Origin of the sequence: Xanthomonas sp. 3307 (assembly GCF_014199735.1) — a bacterium.
Classification (GTDB): Bacteria; Pseudomonadota; Gammaproteobacteria; order Xanthomonadales; family Xanthomonadaceae; genus Xanthomonas_A; species Xanthomonas_A rydalmerensis.
The window spans coordinates 314,553-332,067 of record NZ_JACHOG010000001.1; the positions used below are offsets into that span (position 1 = coordinate 314,553).

At 69.5% G+C, this 17,515-nt stretch carries 14 protein-coding genes and 2 pseudogenes; 6 read left to right on the forward strand and 10 right to left on the reverse strand.

Translation table 11 applies throughout. The features are described 5' to 3' along the window. Nucleotides 1–52 precede the first annotated feature (52 nt). Together GGR64_RS01385 and GGR64_RS01390 are read left to right on the forward strand one after the other, a co-directional pair. Nucleotides 53–337: a hypothetical protein gene (locus GGR64_RS01385; protein ID WP_221236033.1), complete on the forward strand. Its 285-nt coding sequence runs from the start codon at nucleotides 53–55 to the stop codon at nucleotides 335–337. Between the two features lie 470 nt (nucleotides 338–807). After that, a complete protein-coding gene (locus GGR64_RS01390) occupies nucleotides 808–2,112 on the forward strand; it encodes a sugar MFS transporter (RefSeq protein ID WP_184643493.1) in 1,305 nt (434 codons plus the stop codon). Between the two features lie 194 nt (nucleotides 2,113–2,306). On the opposite strand, the gene GGR64_RS01395 is transcribed toward GGR64_RS01390, so the two are convergent. From GGR64_RS01395 to GGR64_RS01435, 9 genes are all read right to left on the reverse strand, one after another. Next, nucleotides 2,307–2,828: a transcriptional repressor gene (locus GGR64_RS01395; RefSeq protein ID WP_160969642.1), complete on the reverse strand. Its 522-nt coding sequence runs from the start codon at nucleotides 2,826–2,828 to the stop codon at nucleotides 2,307–2,309. Nucleotides 2,829–2,844: 16 nt separating this feature from the next. Beyond that, nucleotides 2,845–4,251 (reverse strand): glutamate--tRNA ligase, encoded by a 1,407-nt coding sequence (gene gltX, locus GGR64_RS01400; RefSeq protein WP_184643495.1) that lies wholly within the window; start codon nucleotides 4,249–4,251, stop codon nucleotides 2,845–2,847. 196 nt (nucleotides 4,252–4,447) lie between these two features. Further along, the gene (locus GGR64_RS01405; protein ID WP_184643497.1) at nucleotides 4,448–5,332 is read right to left on the reverse strand and encodes a carbon-nitrogen hydrolase family protein; all 885 of its coding nucleotides are present in this window, start codon (nucleotides 5,330–5,332) and stop codon (nucleotides 4,448–4,450) included. After that, nucleotides 5,329–5,934 (reverse strand): GNAT family N-acetyltransferase, encoded by a 606-nt coding sequence (locus GGR64_RS01410; RefSeq protein ID WP_184643499.1) that lies wholly within the window; start codon nucleotides 5,932–5,934, stop codon nucleotides 5,329–5,331. Before GGR64_RS01410 ends, GGR64_RS01405 begins: the two co-directional genes overlap by 4 nt. A gap of 291 nt (nucleotides 5,935–6,225) precedes the next feature. After that, nucleotides 6,226–6,657 carry a hypothetical protein gene (locus GGR64_RS01415; RefSeq protein ID WP_184643501.1) on the reverse strand — a complete coding sequence of 144 codons (432 nt, stop codon included), beginning with the start codon at nucleotides 6,655–6,657 and terminating at the stop codon, nucleotides 6,226–6,228. A 22-nt stretch (nucleotides 6,658–6,679) separates the two neighbouring features. Then, nucleotides 6,680–7,999 (reverse strand): cell envelope integrity protein CreD, encoded by a 1,320-nt coding sequence (gene creD / locus GGR64_RS01420; protein WP_184448657.1) that lies wholly within the window; start codon nucleotides 7,997–7,999, stop codon nucleotides 6,680–6,682. A 323-nt stretch (nucleotides 8,000–8,322) separates the two neighbouring features. Continuing rightward, entirely contained in the window at nucleotides 8,323–9,765 is a 1,443-nt protein-coding gene (gene creC, locus GGR64_RS01425) for a two-component system sensor histidine kinase CreC (protein ID WP_184643503.1), read from the reverse strand. Between the two features lies 1 nt (nucleotide 9,766). Then, complete coding sequence (gene creB, locus GGR64_RS01430) at nucleotides 9,767–10,489, reverse strand: two-component system response regulator CreB (protein ID WP_184643505.1); 723 nt, start codon at nucleotides 10,487–10,489, stop codon at nucleotides 9,767–9,769. 52 nt (nucleotides 10,490–10,541) lie between these two features. Continuing rightward, a complete protein-coding gene (locus tag GGR64_RS01435; protein WP_160970091.1) occupies nucleotides 10,542–10,901 on the reverse strand; it encodes a NirD/YgiW/YdeI family stress tolerance protein in 360 nt (119 codons plus the stop codon). Nucleotides 10,902–11,095: 194 nt separating this feature from the next. Between GGR64_RS01435 and rlmJ the strand changes: the two genes are divergently transcribed. Beyond that, a complete protein-coding gene (gene rlmJ, locus GGR64_RS01440; RefSeq protein WP_160970093.1) occupies nucleotides 11,096–11,953 on the forward strand; it encodes a 23S rRNA (adenine(2030)-N(6))-methyltransferase RlmJ in 858 nt (285 codons plus the stop codon). A 57-nt stretch (nucleotides 11,954–12,010) separates the two neighbouring features. On the opposite strand, the gene GGR64_RS01445 is transcribed toward rlmJ, so the two are convergent. Further along, entirely contained in the window at nucleotides 12,011–12,997 is a 987-nt protein-coding gene (locus tag GGR64_RS01445) for a YwqG family protein (protein WP_184643507.1), read from the reverse strand. Nucleotides 12,998–13,129: 132 nt separating this feature from the next. Between GGR64_RS01445 and GGR64_RS01450 the strand changes: the two genes are divergently transcribed. From GGR64_RS01450 to mfd, 3 genes and pseudogenes are all read left to right on the forward strand, one after another. Then, nucleotides 13,130–13,672 (forward strand): GNAT family N-acetyltransferase, encoded by a 543-nt coding sequence (locus GGR64_RS01450; RefSeq protein ID WP_184643510.1) that lies wholly within the window; start codon nucleotides 13,130–13,132, stop codon nucleotides 13,670–13,672. A gap of 119 nt (nucleotides 13,673–13,791) precedes the next feature. After that, a pseudogene (locus GGR64_RS21010) lies at nucleotides 13,792–15,093 on the forward strand (transcription-repair coupling factor); the annotation flags it as partial. A gap of 177 nt (nucleotides 15,094–15,270) precedes the next feature. Further along, nucleotides 15,271–17,448, forward strand: a pseudogene (gene mfd, locus GGR64_RS21015) (transcription-repair coupling factor); the annotation flags it as partial. Between the last annotated feature and the right edge of the window lie 67 nt (nucleotides 17,449–17,515).

A 17,515-nucleotide genomic window follows, 5' to 3' on the forward strand; every position in this document is an offset into this window, starting at 1 on the left:
TCCATTGCGCCTGATCCTGCGGCAGGAACCCGGCACACCGCCGGGACCGCGCGTGACTGCGCCCGCGCCGCGCCATTATGGTCCTGCATCCAACAACCGGCGCGCCACGCGTAGACACGCGGCGCTGGACCGCTTCGACCGCGTACAACTGGAAGACGTGGTGCGGGTCTGCGCCACCGCCAAGTCGCTGTCGCAGGCCGGGCGCGAACTGTTCGCGGTCTCGCGCACGCAACGCGCCAGCACCAACGACGCCGACCGCCTGCGCAAGTACCTGGCGCGGTTCGGCCTGGACTGGGAACAGGTGCGCGAGGGCGGGCGCGCCGCGCCACGGGACTGAGCGAGACAGCCTACCTGGCCCGGCGATCAGGCCACCACGCTGCGACTTCAGGACCGGAACGGCGCCGCTGACGCGGAAGGCGGCAGTCCGACACCGCACTACACGCGGCGCAGCAGCGACAACGCCGGCCGCAAGCGCGGGCGGCGGCCAGCCCGGGGTAAGACGCCGGGCACAACCGGGGCACAGCGCACGGGGGCGCCGGCCTGACGCAGCCCCAGCACTTGACGCCCCCCCCCAATACAACACTTCCAGGCTCTGCACCCACGCGCTCCAAACCCAGCCCCAGGCCGCTTGCCGATCACGCAATCCCTGCAGTGCAGCATTGCAATGCGCGTATGGTCGCCGCGATTTAATTCATTGGTCTGCCGCCGCGATGGCCGCCTATCCTCGCCGCAGCGCCGGCACCGCCCATCACGTGACGGGAACGCCTGCCGCCGACGACACCGCAATCGCGCAGAGGTACCCACAACATGGCAGGACCGATCGGGCCGACGGCCCCGCTCTCATCTTCCGCGCCGCGCGCCGGGCACGCGCCGTCCCATCGCGCCGCACTGTCGCTGCTCGCCTCGCTGTTCTTCATGTGGGGCTTCATCACCGTCATCAACAACACCTTGCTGCCGCATCTGCGCAGCGTGTTCGCGCTGAGCTATACCCAGGCCACGCTGATCGAGTCGGTCTGGTTCATCGCCTACTTCTTCGCCTCGCTGCCGGCGGCGAAGCTGATCGAGCGAATCGGCTACCAACGCGCGCTGGTGACCGGACTGGGCATCATGGCGCTCGGCGCGCTGGGCATGATCGCGGCCGCGCGCCTGGTCTCCTATGGCATCACCCTCGGCTCGCTGTTCGTGATCGCCAGCGGCATCACTCTGCTGCAGGTCGCGGCCAATCCGTACGTCGCGGTGATCGGCAGCCCGGACACCGCCTCGGCGCGGCTCAACCTGGTGCAGGCGTTCAACTCGGTCGGCACCACCCTGGCGCCGCTGTTCGGCGGCTATCTGATTCTGGGCCGCTCCACCTCCGGCACCGCCAAGGGCGATGCGCTGCTGCTGACCCAGGCCGAACGCCTGGCCGACGCGCAGTCGGTGCAACTGCCCTATCTCATCGTCGCCGCCGCACTCGTGGCGCTGGCCGTGGTCATCGCCCGATTCAAGCTACCGGCGCTCGGCCAGGACACCCGGCGCGCCACACGCCAGCAGCGTGCCAGCCATTCGCTTTGGCGGCACCGCAATCTGATGCTCGGCATCCCCGCCATCTTCATCTATCTGATCGCCGAGATCGGCGTCTCCAACCTGTTCATCAATTTCGTGTCGCAACCGCAGATCGGCAACCTCAGCCACGAACAGGCCTCGCACTACCTCTTTCTGCTGTGGGGCGGGATGATGGTCGGGCGCTTCGCCGGCAGCGCACTGATGCGCCGCGTCGCACCGGAAACCGTGCTGGCGTTGTTCTCGATCGGCGCATTCGCGGTGATGCTGCTGACCGTGTTCAGCACCGGCCACGTCGCGATGTGGTCGCTGATCGCGGTGGGCCTGTTCCATTCGATCATGTTCCCGACCATCTTCACCCTCGGCATCAAGGGCCTGGGGCCGCTTACCGAGGAGGGTTCCGGCCTGCTGATCATGGCCATCGCCGGCGGCGCGCTGGTGGTGGTGCAGGGCTGGCTCGCCGACCACGTCGGCCTGCAGCATGCCTTCCTGCTCACCGCGGCCTGCGAGTTGTACGTGCTGTTCTATGCGCTGTGGGGCGCGAAGGCGCCGGCGCCGCGCGCGCCATGATGTGGCGTCGCTAGACCGTACCCTCACCCCAACCCCTCTCCCGGGGGGAGAGGGGTTGTTCGCTGGGCCTCAGCGCGCAGTGCATTCCTTCTCCCTTCGGGAGAAGGTGCCCCCGAAGGGGGCGGATGAGGGTACGGGCGAAGCCCGACACCACCTCGATCGCAGCACAGAGCGATCAAGCGAGGCGCAAAACCTCAGGTCGCGCGCGCCGCGCGAGGGGCGTCGCCCGCAACCGCGCACTTCGCGCAAAGACCGTGCACTTCCAACGTCTGCGCCTGCGGCTGGAAGCCCAGCGCCTTGGCGCGCTGCTCCAGTTGGCTGACCACATCACGATCTTCCAGCTCCACCGCGCTATGGCAGCGGTCGCAGATCAGGAACGGCACCGAGTGCTGGGCGCTGCTCGGGTGGTGGCAGGCGACGAACGCGTTGACCGACTCGAGCTTGTGCACGAAGCCATTGGCCATCAGGAAGTCCAGCGCGCGATACACGGTGGGCGGGGCGTCGGCGCCCACACCCTTGCCTTCGCGCACCCATTCCAGCAGGTCGTAGGCCTTGACCGGGCGCCCGGCCTCGGCGATCAGCCGCAGCACGTTGGCGCGGATCGGGGTCAGGCGCAGACCGCGCTCGCGGCTCACCCGCTCCACCACCTTGACGAAGTCGGCGGCGTCGTGGACGTGGTGGTGCGGCTCGGTGCAGGCGGTCTTCTTGCTGGACATGACGGTCTCCCGGGAATCAGCTTCCCGCTGGGATCTTGATGAGCGCGGCGTCGATGCGTTTCAAGGCCTCGTCGCGACCGGCCAGGTAGACGGTCTGCGAGATGTCCGGGCTGACCTGGGTGCCGGTGATGGCCACGCGCAGCGGCTGCGCCACCTTGCCCATGCCGATCTCCAGGGCGGCGGCGGTGTCGTGCAGCGCGGCGGCGACGCCGTCCAGGCTCCACTGCGGCAACGCGGCCAGCAGTTCCCGGGCCTTGCCCAACGCCAGTTCGGCGCCCGGCTTGAAATGCTTGGCCACCGCCGCGTCGTCGTAGCGGGTCAGCGGGCGATACCAGACCTCGGCCTTCTCGGCCATTTCCTTCAGGGTCTGCACGCGCTCGCGCAGCGCCACCACCACCTCGGCCGCGGCTGGGCCGGCGGCCGGGTCGATGCCGAGCTTGCGCAACTGGAATTCCAGCTGCGGCGCGATCGTCGCCGGGTCGTCGCTCTTGAGATAGTGCTGGTTGACCCAGCCGAGCTTGGCCATGTCCAGGCGCGCGGCCTTGGAGTTGACGTCCTTGACGTCGAACAGGTCGATCAGCTCCTGGCGCCCGAACAGCTCCTGGTCGCCGTGCGACCAGCCCAGCCGCGCCAGGTAATTGATCAGCGCATGCGGCAGGTAGCCGGCGTCCTTGTACTGCATCACGTCGGCCGCGCCGGTGCGCTTGGACAGCTTGGCGCCCTGCTCGTCGAGGATCATCGGCATGTGCGCGAACTTCGGCACCGGCGCGCCCAGCGCCTGGTAGATGTTGATCTGCCGCGGGGTGTTGTTGATGTGGTCGTCGCCGCGGATCACCTCGGTGATGCCCATGTCCCAGTCGTCCACCACCACCGCGAAGTTGTAGGTGGGATAGCCGTCGGGACGGAAGATCACCATGTCGTCCAGTTCGCTGTTGGCGATCTCGATGCGGCCCTTGATCAGGTCGTCGAACGCCACCACGCCCTCGGTCGGGTTCTTGAAGCGGATCACCCGGTTGGGATCGTCACGGTACGGCAGGTTCAGTTCGCGCGCGGCGCCGTTGTAGCGCGGCTTTTCCTGCCGCACCATCGCCGCTTCGCGCATGGCGTCCAGTTCCTCGCGGGTCTCGTAGGCGTAGTAGGCCTGGCCCTGCGCCAGCAACTGCTCGGCCACCTCGCGATAGCGGTCCAGGCGCCGGGTCTGGTAGATCGGGCCTTCGTCGTAATCAAGGCCCAGCCACTCCATCGCCTCCAGGATCGCGTCGATCGCCGCCTGGGTGCTGCGCTCGCGGTCGGTGTCCTCGATCCGCAGCACGAATTCGCCGCCGCGGTGGCGCGCCTCCAGCCAGCAGTACAGCGCAGTGCGCGCGCCGCCGATGTGCAGGTAACCGGTGGGACTGGGGGCGAAACGGGTGCGGCAGGCCATGGAACGCTCGAAGCGACGGGAATCGGGCGATTTTACCTTGATGGTGCGGCGCCTGCCTGGCGCCGCGGGATTGGGGATTGGGGATTGGGGATTGGGGATTGGGGATTGGGGATTCGGGATTGGTGCAAGCAGCATTACTGCCCAGGGACAGGGCCTGGCGTGCCTGAGTGGACTGCCGACGACAAAAGATCTTTCCCTACGCGAAGCGGCTCAATTCCGCTCGCACCACCGCCGGGGACAGCTGGCCGCGCCAGTCGCGGTCGTTGGCCACCTGGGCGTGGGCGCGGCTGGCTTCGAAGGCGGCGAAATCCAGCTCGGCGATCGCCCAGACCTGCTCGCCGCGGGTCTGCGCGACGATGCCGTCGGCGGGGAAGCCGGCGTCCATCGGCGCATACAGCGTCGCCTCGCCGGTGTTCACGTCCAGCGCCGGGCTCCACTCGGCGACGCCGGCGGTCACCGACTGGGCGACGAAGATGCGGTTCTCCAGCGCCCGCGCCAGGCAGCCCACGCGCACGCGGGTGGCGCCGGCTTCGGTGTCGGTGCAACTGGGCACCACCAGCAGGCGGGCGCCGGCCTCGTACTGGGCGCGGACCGGCAGCGGGAACTCGCTGTCGTAGCAGACCGCCACGCCGGCGCGCACGCCGTCGGCCTCGAACACCTTCAGCGCCTCACCGCCATCGATCAGGCCGGTGGCCTTTTCGAAGCCGGTCAGCTGCAGCTTGTCCTGCCAGCCATGGCCGCCATCGGGGGTGAACCAGTACGCGCGATTGCGATAGCGCCCCTGACCGACATCGAGCAGGAAGCTGCCGGCGACCACGTGCAGGCGATGGCGCCGCGCCAGGTCGGCGAACAAGGCCAGGTACGGCGCATGCAGCGCCTGGATCACGGCGAGCGAGGCCGGCAACCGCGCGGACACGGCCGGGCCGAAGGTCGCGGCCAGTTCCAGCGACAGGTACTCGGGCAGCACCGCCAGTTGCGCGCCGGCCTGTGCGGCCTCGCCGAGCAACGCCGCCTGCTTGTCGGCGAAGGCGGCGAAATCGGCGGGCGCGCCGATCGGATACTTGGCGACGGCGACTTTCATGCGGCAGGCTCCAGCGCGCGGGTCCAGAAACCCAGGGTATGCGGCGTTTGGCCGCGGTCGACCTCGTTCCACGGCAGGTGCATGCGCAGCGCCGGCTGCGGCTGGTAGCCGCGCTTGCGCCAGAACGCGTCGTTGCCACGATAGTCCGGCGGCCGCCGCGGATCGTCGGGCGCGCGCTCCACCGAACAGAACGCGGTCAGGCGGAAGCGACCGAGCGCGCGCGCATGCGCCTCGCGCTCGTCGAAGAAGGCATGGCCGATCCCGCGGCCGCGGTACTGCGGCAACAACACCGACTCCCCGAAATAGAACACCTCGGCCGGGGCGATGCCGCTGTCGGCGAAGGCCGCGGCGAAGGCCTCGGTGTCATCGACCAGCGGCAGCCCGGTGGACGCGCCGACTACCTGCTCGCCGTCGCGCGCCAGTACGAACACGCTGTCCGGCGAGGCGGCATAGGCGGCCAGGTAGTCGCGCTCGTAGTCCAGGTCGCCGTCGTAGAGGTACGGCCAATCGCGGAACACCGCGATGCGCAGCTGCGCGACCGCGTCCAGCAACGGCACGATCCCGGCGCCGCGCAGGCGCTGAATGGAGAGCGGAGAGTGCATCCGTGCACTCTACCGCAAGCGTTTCCCTGGCGCTGCCTGCCTGGCAATGCCCTTGCACATGCGTCCTTGAAGCTTCCCTGCGTGGGCGTCCTGCCCGTCCCGTGATGCAAGCGCTTGCTTGCGCTGCCTGCCTGGGCGATAGCCCTTGCGTGCGTCCTTGCCGCTTCCCTGCGTGGGCGTCCTGCCCGTCCTGTGAACGGTGGCGACGTCCTGCCACCACCTGTGTTGCTTTCGGCGATGATCGATGGCCATCCGACCCCGACGTCGCGGCCATCGACGCGGTGCCCTACCTCAGCGCCACCACCGGCACAGCAGTGCGCCCTGCGCAGGCAGCAGCAGCAAGCGCGCGCGGCCCTGCGCTTCCCAGGTCACGAAGGCCGACGCAGACGCACGGGTGACGTCTTCCGCGTTCGCGGCACAGGCCGGATCGCGGCGTACCGCGCGCCACGGGCAGTAGCACCACGGCGCAGCGTCGCCAGGCAAGGCCGCACGCGCCTGCAATGCGCTGGCCAGGAACGTCGCCGCGTCGCCGGCCAGGGCGGCGCGGCTGCGTTCGCTCAGGCGCAACCACAGGGCGCCGCCACGGTCGGCAGCGGTGACCAGTGCGGCCTGCGCGCTGCGCGCCAGGCTCGCCGGCAGGTTGCCGTGATGCAGGCCATGGGTCTCCAGCGCTGCAGGCAACAGCGCCTGCAGGCGACGATGCAGATGACGGTGCGCGACCATGTCCGGTTCTCCTTCCGACGGCTCAGCGCAGCGACGCGCCGAGTTCGTACCAGTCGATCCGGCGGGTGATCCACATGATCGCGCCGAGGATGCCGAACAGCAGCAGCGAGCCCATCAGCAAGGCGTTGTCCTCCGAGGCAAGCAGGCCGTACAGCGCGCCGTACAACACGGTAAGCATGGTGGCGAAGCCGGCCGCGCGCAGGCGGCTGCGCAATACCCCGGACAGGTAGAAGAACTGCAGCCCGATACAGGCCACCGCCGACACCAGATACGCCTGCCAGAACGGAATGTGCTCGGACAAGCTGAGCAGCAGCAGGAAGAAGATCGCCAGCGCCAGGCCGACCAGCAGGTATTGCAGCGGGTGGATCGGCAGGCGCTTGATCAGCTCGAACAAGCCGAAGGCCACGAAGGTCAGCACCACGAACAGCAGGCCGTACTTGCTGGCGCGCTCGGCCTGGGTGTACACGTCCACCGGGTCGACCAGGTCCACGCGCAACGCATCGAGGTCCTGTCCGCCGGAGGCCAGCTGCGCCTGCGCGCCGGTGGCCAGCGACGACAGCGCCCAGTTCGCCTGGAAGCCCTGCGCGCCGATGCGGCGTTCGTTGGGCAGGAAGCGGCCGCCGAACAACGGATGCGGCCACGGCGAGTTCAGCGCGATCTGGTTGTCGTCGCCGACCGGCACGATCGACAGCGCCTGGGTGCCGTCGAGCACGAACTCCATCTGCACGTCGTGCAGATTGGTGAGCCGCCCCTGCTGCGGATCGGCCAGCGCGGGAAGCACCGCGTGCACGCCCTTGGAGATATTGGCCAGCCCCTCCGAGCCCGGCTGCAGCGACAGTGCGCGGCCGTCGGCGCGCAGGTTCGGCGTGCCGACCAGGCCGCGCACGTCCTGCAGGCCGATCGCCAGATACGGCGTGCCATAGCGGCGGCGGTCGGCGGCGGCGTAATCGAGATCGTCGAACTCGGCCTTGAGCCGCGCGTGCCAGCTGTAGACCTGCACCTTGAACAGGCCGATGTGGCGCTGCGAGGGCTTCAGTTCGCCTTCGACCTGCAGCCGCCGTGGCGCCTGCAGCACGTAGCCGGTCTCGGTCTGGCGCTGGCTCACGCGTTTGCCGTCGGCATCGAGGACCATCACGTCGCGTTCCTGGGTCCACGGGATCACCCGCAGCGGTCCAAGCAGGCGCTGTTCGCCGGCCTTGCTCTGCGACACCCGCTCCACCGCCTCGTCGCGGTAGTGCTGGCGGTCTTGCACGGTGCCGCGAATCATCAGCAGCGGGATCAGCAACAACAGGATCAATCCACCGATGGTGGCGAATCGCAGGAGCAGTTTCACGGATTTCATGGCGGCCTCTCGATTGGGAGGGCGCCAGGATGCTGCCGCTGCGTGGGCAGGGTTTGAGGCGAATTTGAAGTGGGTGTGAAGTGGGGGGATTCGGGATTCGGGATTCGGGATTCGGGATTCGGGATTCGGGATTCGGGATTCGGGATTCGGGATTGGGGATTGGGGATTGGGGATTGGGGATTGGGAATCGGGAATCGGGAATCGGCAACCGGCATGCTGTCGACGCGGCTTGCCCTACTGTAGGAGCGGCTTCAGCCGCGAAGGGCTCTACCGGGAACGCCCCCGTCGCGGCTGAAGCCGCTCCTACACGAGCGCTCTCCGGCTCAGGCCAGCGGCAGCGCCAGGCAGGCCACCGCGCCGCCGCCGTCGCGGTTGCGCAGGCTGGCGTCACCGCCGTGCAGGCGCGCCACCTCACGCACGAACGGCAGGCCGAGGCCGGAGCTGCGCTGGCCGGTGGCCGGGCGCGCCAGCGAATAGAAGCGCTCGAACACACGCTCCAGCGCATAGTCGGGAACACCGGGGCCGTGATCCTCCACCGTCAGCAGCACGCGCGCATCGGCGCCGCGCTCGGCACGCAACACGATGGCCGCGCCCTCCGGCGAGAAGGCGATGGCGTTGTCGAGCAGGTTGTGCAGCGCCTGGCGCAGCAGGTAGGGATCGCCCGACACCACCAGGGCCGGGTCCAGCGCCTGCACCTCCAGCCGCAGCCCGCGCGCCTGCAGTTGCGGCGCCAATGCTTCGGCCAGTTTGGCGCACAGCGGCGCCAGCGCCACCGGCTCGCGCCGCTGCAGCCAGCCGTGCTGCTCCACCTCGGCCAGCGCCAGCAGCTTGTCGATGGTCTCGGTGAGGCGCTGCTGCTGCTCGGCGATGTTGCGCACGAAACGCTGCCGTTCCGGTTCCGGCAGCGGCTCCTGCAGCAGTTCCGCGGCGCCGCGGATCGCCGCCAGCGGGCTCTTCATCTCGTGGGTCAGCGACTGCACGTACTGCTCGACATACTGCTTGCCCTCCAGCTTGCGACGCATGGTCTCCAGCGCCCGGCCGAGATCGCCGATCTCGTCGCGGCGCGGCGGCGGCGGCGGTACCGGGGCACCGGCGCTGACCGCCTGCGCGTAGCGGTTGAGCCGGCCGATCCCGCGCAGCAGGCCCCAGGTCATCAGGATCCCGATCAACGCGGAGATGCCGATCAGCCAGGCGCCGCGCAACAGGATGCTGCGCTGGCTGGCGACGATGAACGGCTCGATGCTGCGGTTGGGCTGGGACAGGGTCAGCACGCCGATCAGCCGCCGCGGATCGGCCGGATCGTAGACCGGCGCGGCCACGTGCATCACCGTGTGGTTGGGGTCGCCGTCGGCCTCGGGACTGGAGCGGGCGCCGTACTCGCCGCGCAGGGTGCGGTACACGTCGTTCCAGCGCGAGTTGTCGCGCCCGATGTCCTGCCCGCGCGAATCGAACACCACGATGCCCGCCGCATCGGTGAGGGTGACGCGGTAGTCGACGCTGTGCTTGGGGAAGCGCCAGACCATCGCCCGCGGATCGCGCCGTTGCGCGGCGGCCAGATCGCGGGCGAAACGGCCGCTGGCGATCCGCCCGTCCTTCAGATCCTGCGCGGCCATCTGCGCCAGCACGTTGGCCGCGTCCACCAGGGTCGATTCCATGGCCTGGCGCACGCCTGGCTTGACCTCGTTGACGAACACCCGCATCACGAAGAACGCGGCCACGCCGACGATCAGGAAGAAGCCTAGGAACAGCTTCAGCCCCAGCCGCACCTCAGGCCTCCAGCGCGTAGCCGAGGCCGCGGTGGGTGCGGATCGGGTCGTGGCTGGCGCCGGCTGCGCGCAGCTTGGCGCGCAGGGTCTTGATGTGGGTGTCGACGGTGCGGTCGGCGCTGTCGGCGCTGCTGTCCCAGCCGCGGTCCATCAGTTGCGCGCGACTGAGAATGGCGCCGGGCCGCTGCAGTAGCGCCGCCAGCAGCGCGTATTCGTAGCGGGTCAGGTCCAGCACCGCGGCGCGCCAGCGGATGCGGCGGCCGTCGCGGTCGATGGCGAAATCGCCGTGTTGCTGCCAGCCCGCTTCGGTATCGCCGACCACCACCGCCGGACGCCGCAGCCGCGCCCGCACCCGCGCGACCAGTTCGCGCGGCGAGAACGGCTTGGCCATGTAGTCGTCGGCACCCAGTTCCAGGCCGAGCACGCGGTCGATCTCCTCGTTGCGTGCGGTCAGGAACAGCACCGGCACCTGGCTGAAGCCGCGCAGCATGCGGCACACCTCGAACCCGCTCAGGTCCGGCAGGCCGACGTCCAGCACCACCACGTCGATCCCGCCCTCGCGGAGCTGCACCAGCGCCTCGCGCCCGAGCTGGCAGTGGCGCACCTGGTAGCCCTCGCTGCGCAACGCGTACAGCACGGTGTCGGCGATGGCGGATTCGTCCTCGACCACGAGGACACAGGCGGCGGGCGTGGCAGCGGCAGGCGTGGACATGCCGCGCAGCATAGCCGCAGCCGGGCGCGCCGCGCAGCGGGCACGGCACGCCGGCCGCGCCGGATCAGCGCAGGAAGCGCACTTCGTCGACGTCGACCTCGATGGAACGCAGGTCCTTGTCGACCTCGCCCAGCAGTTCGACCTCGGCCTTGTCGTCGAACGGGCGCCCGGCCGGCAGCCGATGCGCGTCGATCTCCACCTTCATGCTGCCGCTGGCGTCGCGGAAGGTGTAGCGGTCGCCGCCGTCATGGGAAACGATGCGCCCGCGCAGCACCACATGCTGGTCGTCCTTGCCGTGGTCGAGCAGTTGCTTCACCGTGGTCGCCTGCACGCTGCTCGGACCGGTGTACTGGGCCGCGGCCTGGCCACTGGCCAGCGTTGCGAGGGCGAGGACGGCGAGCGTGGGAAGAAGGGGCTTGCGCATGGGGGATGCTCCGTGTGATGCGCGATACGCAGTGGGACCGTCGCCACGCCTTGCACTGGCAATGCTCGTCCAACGCCCCCGGCTGGCCCGCCCCGCGCGCACCGCCGATCGCCCTGCCTCGGTCCCAGCGGGTCGCGCCGCCGCGGCAATCGCAGGACGTGGCCGGCTGGCGTGGCGCCCCGTACACTGCGCGGATGAATTACCGCCACGCCTTCCATGCCGGCAACCATGCCGATGTCCTCAAGCACGTCGTGCTGCTGGCGCTGCTCGATGCGTTCAAGCGCAAGGACAGCCCGTTCTTCGTGCTCGATACCCACGCCGGGCGCGGCCGCTATCTGTTCGCCGCCAACGAGGCGCGCAAGACCGGCGAGGCGGTGGCCGGCGTGCTGCGGCTGATGGGCCAGCCGACCCTGCCCGAGGTGGTGGAGCGCTATCTGCGCGCGGTGCAGGCCGACAATCCGGTCGGCGCCCTGGTCGCCTACCCCGGCTCGCCGCTGCTGGTGGCGCAGGCGCTGCGTGCGCAGGACCGGCTGGCCGCCTGCGAACTGCAGCCCGAGGAAGCCGCCGAACTCAAGGCGCTGTTCGCCCACGATCGCCGCGTACAGGTGCATGCCGGCGACGGCTATGCGGCGATCAAGGCGTTCCTGCCGCCGAAGTCCGGGGCCGCCAGGATCGGCCGCGGACTGGTGCTGATCGACCCGCCCTACGAGGCGCAGGACGCCGAGTACCCGCTGATCGTGGCCGCGCTGCGCGAGACCCTGAGCCGCTGGCCGCAGGCGGTGTGCGCGGTGTGGTACCCGATCAAGCAGCGCCGCAGCCTGCAGCCGTTCTTCCGCAAGGCCGCGGCCTTGCCGGTGGCGTCGGCACTGGTCGCCGAACTGCAGGTGCGCCCGGACGATTCGCCGCTGCGGCTCAACGGCAGCGGCATGTTGCTGCTCAATCCGCCCTGGCAGTTCGAGCAGGCGCTGGCGCAGGCGCTGCCGCCGCTGAAGGCGCATCTGGGCGAAGCCGGCGCCAGCACGCGCCTGGAGTGGCTCAAGCGCGAGACGTGAAGTGCCGGGACACGGCGACGGCGCGCAGTACCTCTCGCGCATGGCGCACGTGCGCGCTCAAAAGCAATCCCAGTGATAAGCCACACGGCTGAAATCGCCGCGCCGCAGGTCGTCCGGATCGATGAAGAAATTGGCGACGCCGGTGTCGCCCCACATCATCTCCTCGTCGCTGTCCAACTGCAGCAGCAGGACCTGCCGGTCCTGCCGCGTGCGCGGGTCTTCCTGGGTGAACTCCGGGTAGCCACCGAGCTTGTGTCCGCCCCGGCTCAGCGCATCGAACAGCGCATCGTCCACCGCATCCTGCGCCACCGCGTGGCGGCTGGCGTACGCAGCGGCAATCTCCTCCAGCGGCGTTCCCAGCACCTGCTCGAACCGCACATCGCTGCTGCCGATGGTTTCCTCACCCGCGTCGAACTGCATCGCCCGCGGCCGCGCCGGATCGAACGGCAGCGTGTCGGCGGCCGGCAACGGCACCTGCACCTGCACCTGCCGCGCCGAGGCTTCCAACCGCGGCCAGTACACCACGCGAAAATTGCGTTGTTCGCTCAACGCATCCAGGTCGCTGCGCGCGTCGCCGAAGTTGGCGCCATAGAAATCGTCGCCGCCGATGAAGAACTGCAGCATGCCCTGGCGTGGGTAGCCGGGCAGCGGCGGCACGCGCGCCAGATCGATCTGCGCCAGCAGCGCCAGCGGCTGGCCATCGGCCGCGTGCGGATAGGGCTTGTCGCCGGTCCAGTAGGGGCGCCCGCCGACCTTGCTGGCCAGGCGATCGTCCTGCGCCATCGGCTGCAAATGCAGCTGCAGCATCGGCCGACGCGTGACCTGCAGGCGCGCCCGGTACGGGGCCAACGCCTGTGCCGCCAGCTGCTCCGCATCGGCGGGGGCGGCAGAGGCAGAGGCAGAGGCGGCGGTGGCGGTCGTCGGCGTGTGGCTGCGCTGCGCGCGCAGCGCCCACCAGCCGCCACCCAGCAGCAGCAACACCAGCAGCACAGCCAGTCCCAGCCCGATCGCCGCCGACACGGCGACGGCATGCGACGTCTTCATCGTCGTGCATTCCCTTGGACGAAGCGCCACTGTAGCAAGGCCACCGCAACCGCACACGCGCAGGACGCTGCGTTCACGGGCGCGGGTGTCGGCTAATGCGAGAATCCAGGCTTCGTCGAGGATCATACGGCCATGGCTACCCGCAACCGCATGCCTCCGTGGCATGAAACCTTCACCCTGCCCAGTGGGCGCGAATTGTTGATCCGGCCGATCCGGCCGGAAGACAGCGCGCCGCTGCAGGGCGCCTTCGGCCTGCTCGGGCCAACCGAGATCCGCGAGCGCTTCCTGCATTCGATGCAGGAGTTGACCGAGGAAATGGCGCAACGGCTCACCCACCCCAATCCGAAATCGGAACTGATCCTGGTCGCGGCCGAGCCGTTGCCGCCGGGCGAGGCCGTGGTCGGCGCGGTGGCGCGCGCGGCGATCAACCCCGGCACCCGCGAGGCGCAGTACGCGATCCTGGTCAGCAGCTTCGTCTCCGGCCAGGGCCTGGGCCGGCAGTTGATGCGCAAGCTGGTCAAGTGGGCGCGCCGCAAGTACCTGGACCGGCTCTACGGCGACGTGCTCGAACGCAACGTGCCGATGCTGCAACTGGCCGAGTCGCTGGGCTTCCAGCGCATGCCGCATCCGGACAATCCGGATCTGGTGCGGGTGGTGCTGGAACTGGGCAGCTGAGCCCGACGCGCACCGATCTTCCCCGCTCCCTTCCTTCCCGCGCGGCCAGCCGGCGCGCGGCATTTGCCGGGTCGCACCGCGCCGGTTGCGGCACCCGGCTTTGCTAAACTCCACGGTCCATGCCGCCCCTTTCCTTCCCCGTTCCGCCGCTGCCCAGATCCGGCCAGCTCCGCGCGCACTGGCGCGCTCCCGCGTCCTCCACCGCATTGGCCTGGCACATCGCCTGCGCCGCGGCCGCGCATCGCGGTCCGTTGCTGGTGGTCGCCCGCGACAACCAGAGCGCGCATCAGCTCGAAGCCGACCTGCACAGCCTGATCGGCGACGATCCCGGCCTGCCGGTGGTGCCGTTCCCGGATTGGGAAACCCTGCCCTACGACCAGTTCAGTCCGCACCCGGACATCGTCAGCCAGCGCCTGGCGGCGCTGCACCGGCTGCCGACATTGACCCAGGGCATCGTGGTGGTGCCGGTGCAGACGCTGATGCAGCGAGTGGCGCCGCTGCGCTACATCGTCGGCGGCAGTTTCGACCTGCGCGTGGGCCAGCGCCTGGACCTGGATGCGGAGAAGCGGCGACTGGAAAGTGCCGGCTACCGCAACGTGCCGCAGGTGATGGACCCTGGCGATTTCGCCGTGCGCGGCGGCCTGCTCGACGTGTACCCGATGGGCACCGAGGCGCCGCTGCGGATCGAACTGCTGGACGAGGACATCGACTCGATCCGCGCCTTCGATCCGGAATCGCAGCGCTCGCTGGACCATGTGCAGGCGGTGCACATGCTGCCCGGACGCGAGGTGCCGATGGACGACGTCAGCGTGGAGCGGGTGTTGACCGCGCTGCGCGAGCGCTTCGACGTCGACACCCGGCGCAGTGCGCTGTACCAGGACCTGAAGGCCGGCCTGGCGCCGTCGGGCATCGAGTACTACCTGCCGCTGTTCTTCCAGGACAGCCGCGGCAGCAGCGCGCGCGAGACCACCGCTACCTTGTTCGATTATCTGGGCGAGCACGTGTTGCCGCTGATCGCGCCGGGCGTGGGCGCCGCCGCCGATGCGTTCTGGGCGCAGACCCAGGCCCGCTACGAGCAGCGCCGCCACGACGTGGAGCGCCCGCTGCTGGCGCCGGAAGAGCTGTACCAGGCACCCGACGTGTTGCGCGAACGCCTCAACGGGTTGCCGCGCATCGACGTGTGGGCCGCCGACCATCCGCGCATCGACGAGGCGCAGGCGCTGGGCGACCAGCCGCTGCCGCCGTTGCCGGTGGCGGCCAAGGACGCTGCGCCGGGTGCGGCGCTGAAGAGTTTTCTCGACCACTATCCGGGCCGGGTGCTGATCGCCGCCGATTCGCCCGGCCGGCGCGAGGCGCTGCTGGAAGTGTTGGCCGCCGCGGAGTTGAAGCCCGAGGTGCTGCCGAACTTCTCGGCATTCCTCCCTTCTCCCACCGGGAGAAGGTGGCGCGAAGCGCCGGATGAGGGTACGGCGCGCGCGCGGTCGGGAACGAAGAAGGCGGGTTCTTCGGCAACGTCCACGGCTGCGCAGACGAACTCCACTAGCGGTCGTACCCTCACCCCAACCCCTCTCCCGGAGGGAGAGGGGCTTTCTGCTGCACGTTTCGCCATTGCCGTTGCGCCGCTGGACGACGGCTTTGCGCTGGAGGCGCCGCGCATTGCGGTGCTGACCGAGCGCCAGTTGTTCCCCGAGCGCGCCAGCCAGCCGCGGCGCAGCCGCCGGGTCGGGCGCGAGCCCGAAGCGATCATCCGCGACCTGGGCGAGCTGTCCGAGGGCGCGCCGATCGTGCACGAAGATCATGGCGTCGGCCGCTACCGCGGGCTGATCGTGCTCGATGCCGGCGGCATGCCCGGCGAGTTCCTGGAAATCGAATACGCCAAGGGCGACCGCCTGTACGTGCCGGTCGCGCAGTTGCACCTGATCAGCCGCTACTCCGGCGCCTCGGCCGAGACTGCGCCGCTGCACTCGCTGGGCGGCGAGCAGTGGACCAAGGCCAAGCGCAAGGCCGCCGAGAAGGTGCGCGACGTCGCAGCCGAACTTCTGGAGATCCAGGCGCGCCGCCAGGCCCGTGCCGGGCTGGCGCTGCAGGTGGACCGCGCGATGTACGAGCCGTTCGCCGCCGGCTTCCCGTTCGAGGAAACCCCCGACCAGTTGGCCGCGATCGACGCCACCCTGCGCGACCTGGCCAGCAGCCAGCCGATGGACCGTGTGGTCTGCGGCGACGTCGGCTTCGGCAAGACCGAGGTCGCGGTGCGCGCGGCCTTCGCTGCGGCCAGCGCCGGCAAGCAGGTGGCGGTGCTGGTGCCGACGACGCTGCTGGCCGAACAGCACTACCGCAACTTCCGCGACCGCTTCGCCGATTACCCGCTCAGGGTCGAGGTGCTGTCGCGCTTCAAGAGCAGCAAGGAGATCAAGGCCGAACTGGAGAAGGTCGCCGCCGGCAGTATCGACGTGATCGTCGGCACCCATCGTCTGCTGCAGCCGGACGTGAAGTTCAAGGACCTGGGTCTGGTCATCGTCGACGAGGAGCAGCGCTTCGGCGTGCGTCAGAAGGAAGCGCTGAAGGCGCTGCGCGCCAATGTGCACCTGCTGACCCTGACCGCCACGCCGATCCCGCGCACCTTGAACATGGCCATGGCCGGCCTGCGCGACCTGTCGATCATCGCCACCCCGCCGCCGAACCGGCTGGCGGTGCAGACCTTCGTCACCCAGTGGGACAACGCGCTGCTGCGCGAAGCCTTCCAGCGCGAACTGGCGCGCGGCGGCCAGCTGTACTTCCTGCACAACGACGTGGAGAGCATCGGCCGCATGCAGCGCGAACTGAGCGAGCTGGTGCCGGAGGCGCGCATCGGCATCGCCCACGGGCAGATGCCCGAGCGCGAGCTGGAAAAGGTGATGCTGGATTTCCAGAAGCAGCGCTTCAACGTGCTGCTGTCGACCACGATCATCGAATCGGGCATCGACATCCCCAACGCCAACACCATCGTCATCAACCGCGCCGACCGCTTCGGGCTGGCGCAGTTGCACCAGTTGCGCGGCCGCGTCGGCCGTTCGCATCACCGCGCCTATGCCTATCTGCTGGTGCCGGACCGGCGCAGCATCACCCCCGATGCGCAGAAGCGCCTGGACGCGATCGCCTCGATGGACGAACTGGGTGCCGGCTTCACCCTGGCCACGCACGACCTGGAGATCCGCGGTGCCGGCGAACTGCTCGGCGAGGACCAGAGTGGGCAGATGGCCGAGGTCGGCTTCAGCCTGTACACCGAACTGCTGGAACGCGCGGTGCGCAGCATCCGCCAGGGCAAGCTGCCGGACCTGGACGCCGGCGAGGAAGCGCGCGGTGCCGAGGTGGAACTGCATGTGCCTGCGCTGATCCCCGACGATTACCTGCCCGACGTGCACACGCGCCTGACCCTGTACAAGCGCATTTCCAGCGCCCGCGACAGCGACGGCCTGCGCGAACTGCAGGTGGAGATGATCGACCGCTTCGGCCTGCTGCCGGATCCGGTGAAGCACCTGTTCGCCATCGCCGAGCTGAAGCTGCAGGCCAACGCGCTGGGCATCCGCAAGCTGGAACTGGGCGAACACGGCGGGCGCCTGGTGTTCGAGGCCAAGCCCAACGTGGATCCGATGACCATCATCCAGATGATCCAGAAGCAGCCCAAGCTGTACGCGATGGATGGCCCGGACAAGCTGAAGCTCAAGCTGCCGCTGCCGGAAGCGGCCGATCGCTTCAACGCCGCGCGCGGCCTGCTGACCGCGCTGTCGCCACGCTGAGCGACGCGGGCGATCCTGCCCGCGTCTGCGCGCACGCCACCGTGGGCTTATATCCACGGTCGCCCAC

Coding starts and splice junctions, on each gene's coding strand:
- GGR64_RS01410 (WP_184643499.1), bottom strand. CDS start 5,934: ATGCACTCTCCGCTCTCCATTCAGCGCCTGCGCGGCGCCGGGATCGTG.
- creB (WP_184643505.1), bottom strand. CDS start 10,489: ATGCTGCGCGGCATGTCCACGCCTGCCGCTGCCACGCCCGCCGCCTGT.
- rlmJ (WP_160970093.1), top strand. CDS start 11,096: ATGAATTACCGCCACGCCTTCCATGCCGGCAACCATGCCGATGTCCTC.
- GGR64_RS01415 (WP_184643501.1), bottom strand. CDS start 6,657: ATGGTCGCGCACCGTCATCTGCATCGTCGCCTGCAGGCGCTGTTGCCT.
- GGR64_RS01405 (WP_184643497.1), bottom strand. CDS start 5,332: ATGAAAGTCGCCGTCGCCAAGTATCCGATCGGCGCGCCCGCCGATTTC.
- creD (WP_184448657.1), bottom strand. CDS start 7,999: ATGAAATCCGTGAAACTGCTCCTGCGATTCGCCACCATCGGTGGATTG.
- GGR64_RS01390 (WP_184643493.1), top strand. CDS start 808: ATGGCAGGACCGATCGGGCCGACGGCCCCGCTCTCATCTTCCGCGCCG.
- GGR64_RS01450 (WP_184643510.1), top strand. CDS start 13,130: ATGGCTACCCGCAACCGCATGCCTCCGTGGCATGAAACCTTCACCCTG.
- GGR64_RS01445 (WP_184643507.1), bottom strand. CDS start 12,997: ATGAAGACGTCGCATGCCGTCGCCGTGTCGGCGGCGATCGGGCTGGGA.
- gltX (WP_184643495.1), bottom strand. CDS start 4,251: ATGGCCTGCCGCACCCGTTTCGCCCCCAGTCCCACCGGTTACCTGCAC.
- GGR64_RS01395 (WP_160969642.1), bottom strand. CDS start 2,828: ATGTCCAGCAAGAAGACCGCCTGCACCGAGCCGCACCACCACGTCCAC.
- GGR64_RS01435 (WP_160970091.1), bottom strand. CDS start 10,901: ATGCGCAAGCCCCTTCTTCCCACGCTCGCCGTCCTCGCCCTCGCAACG.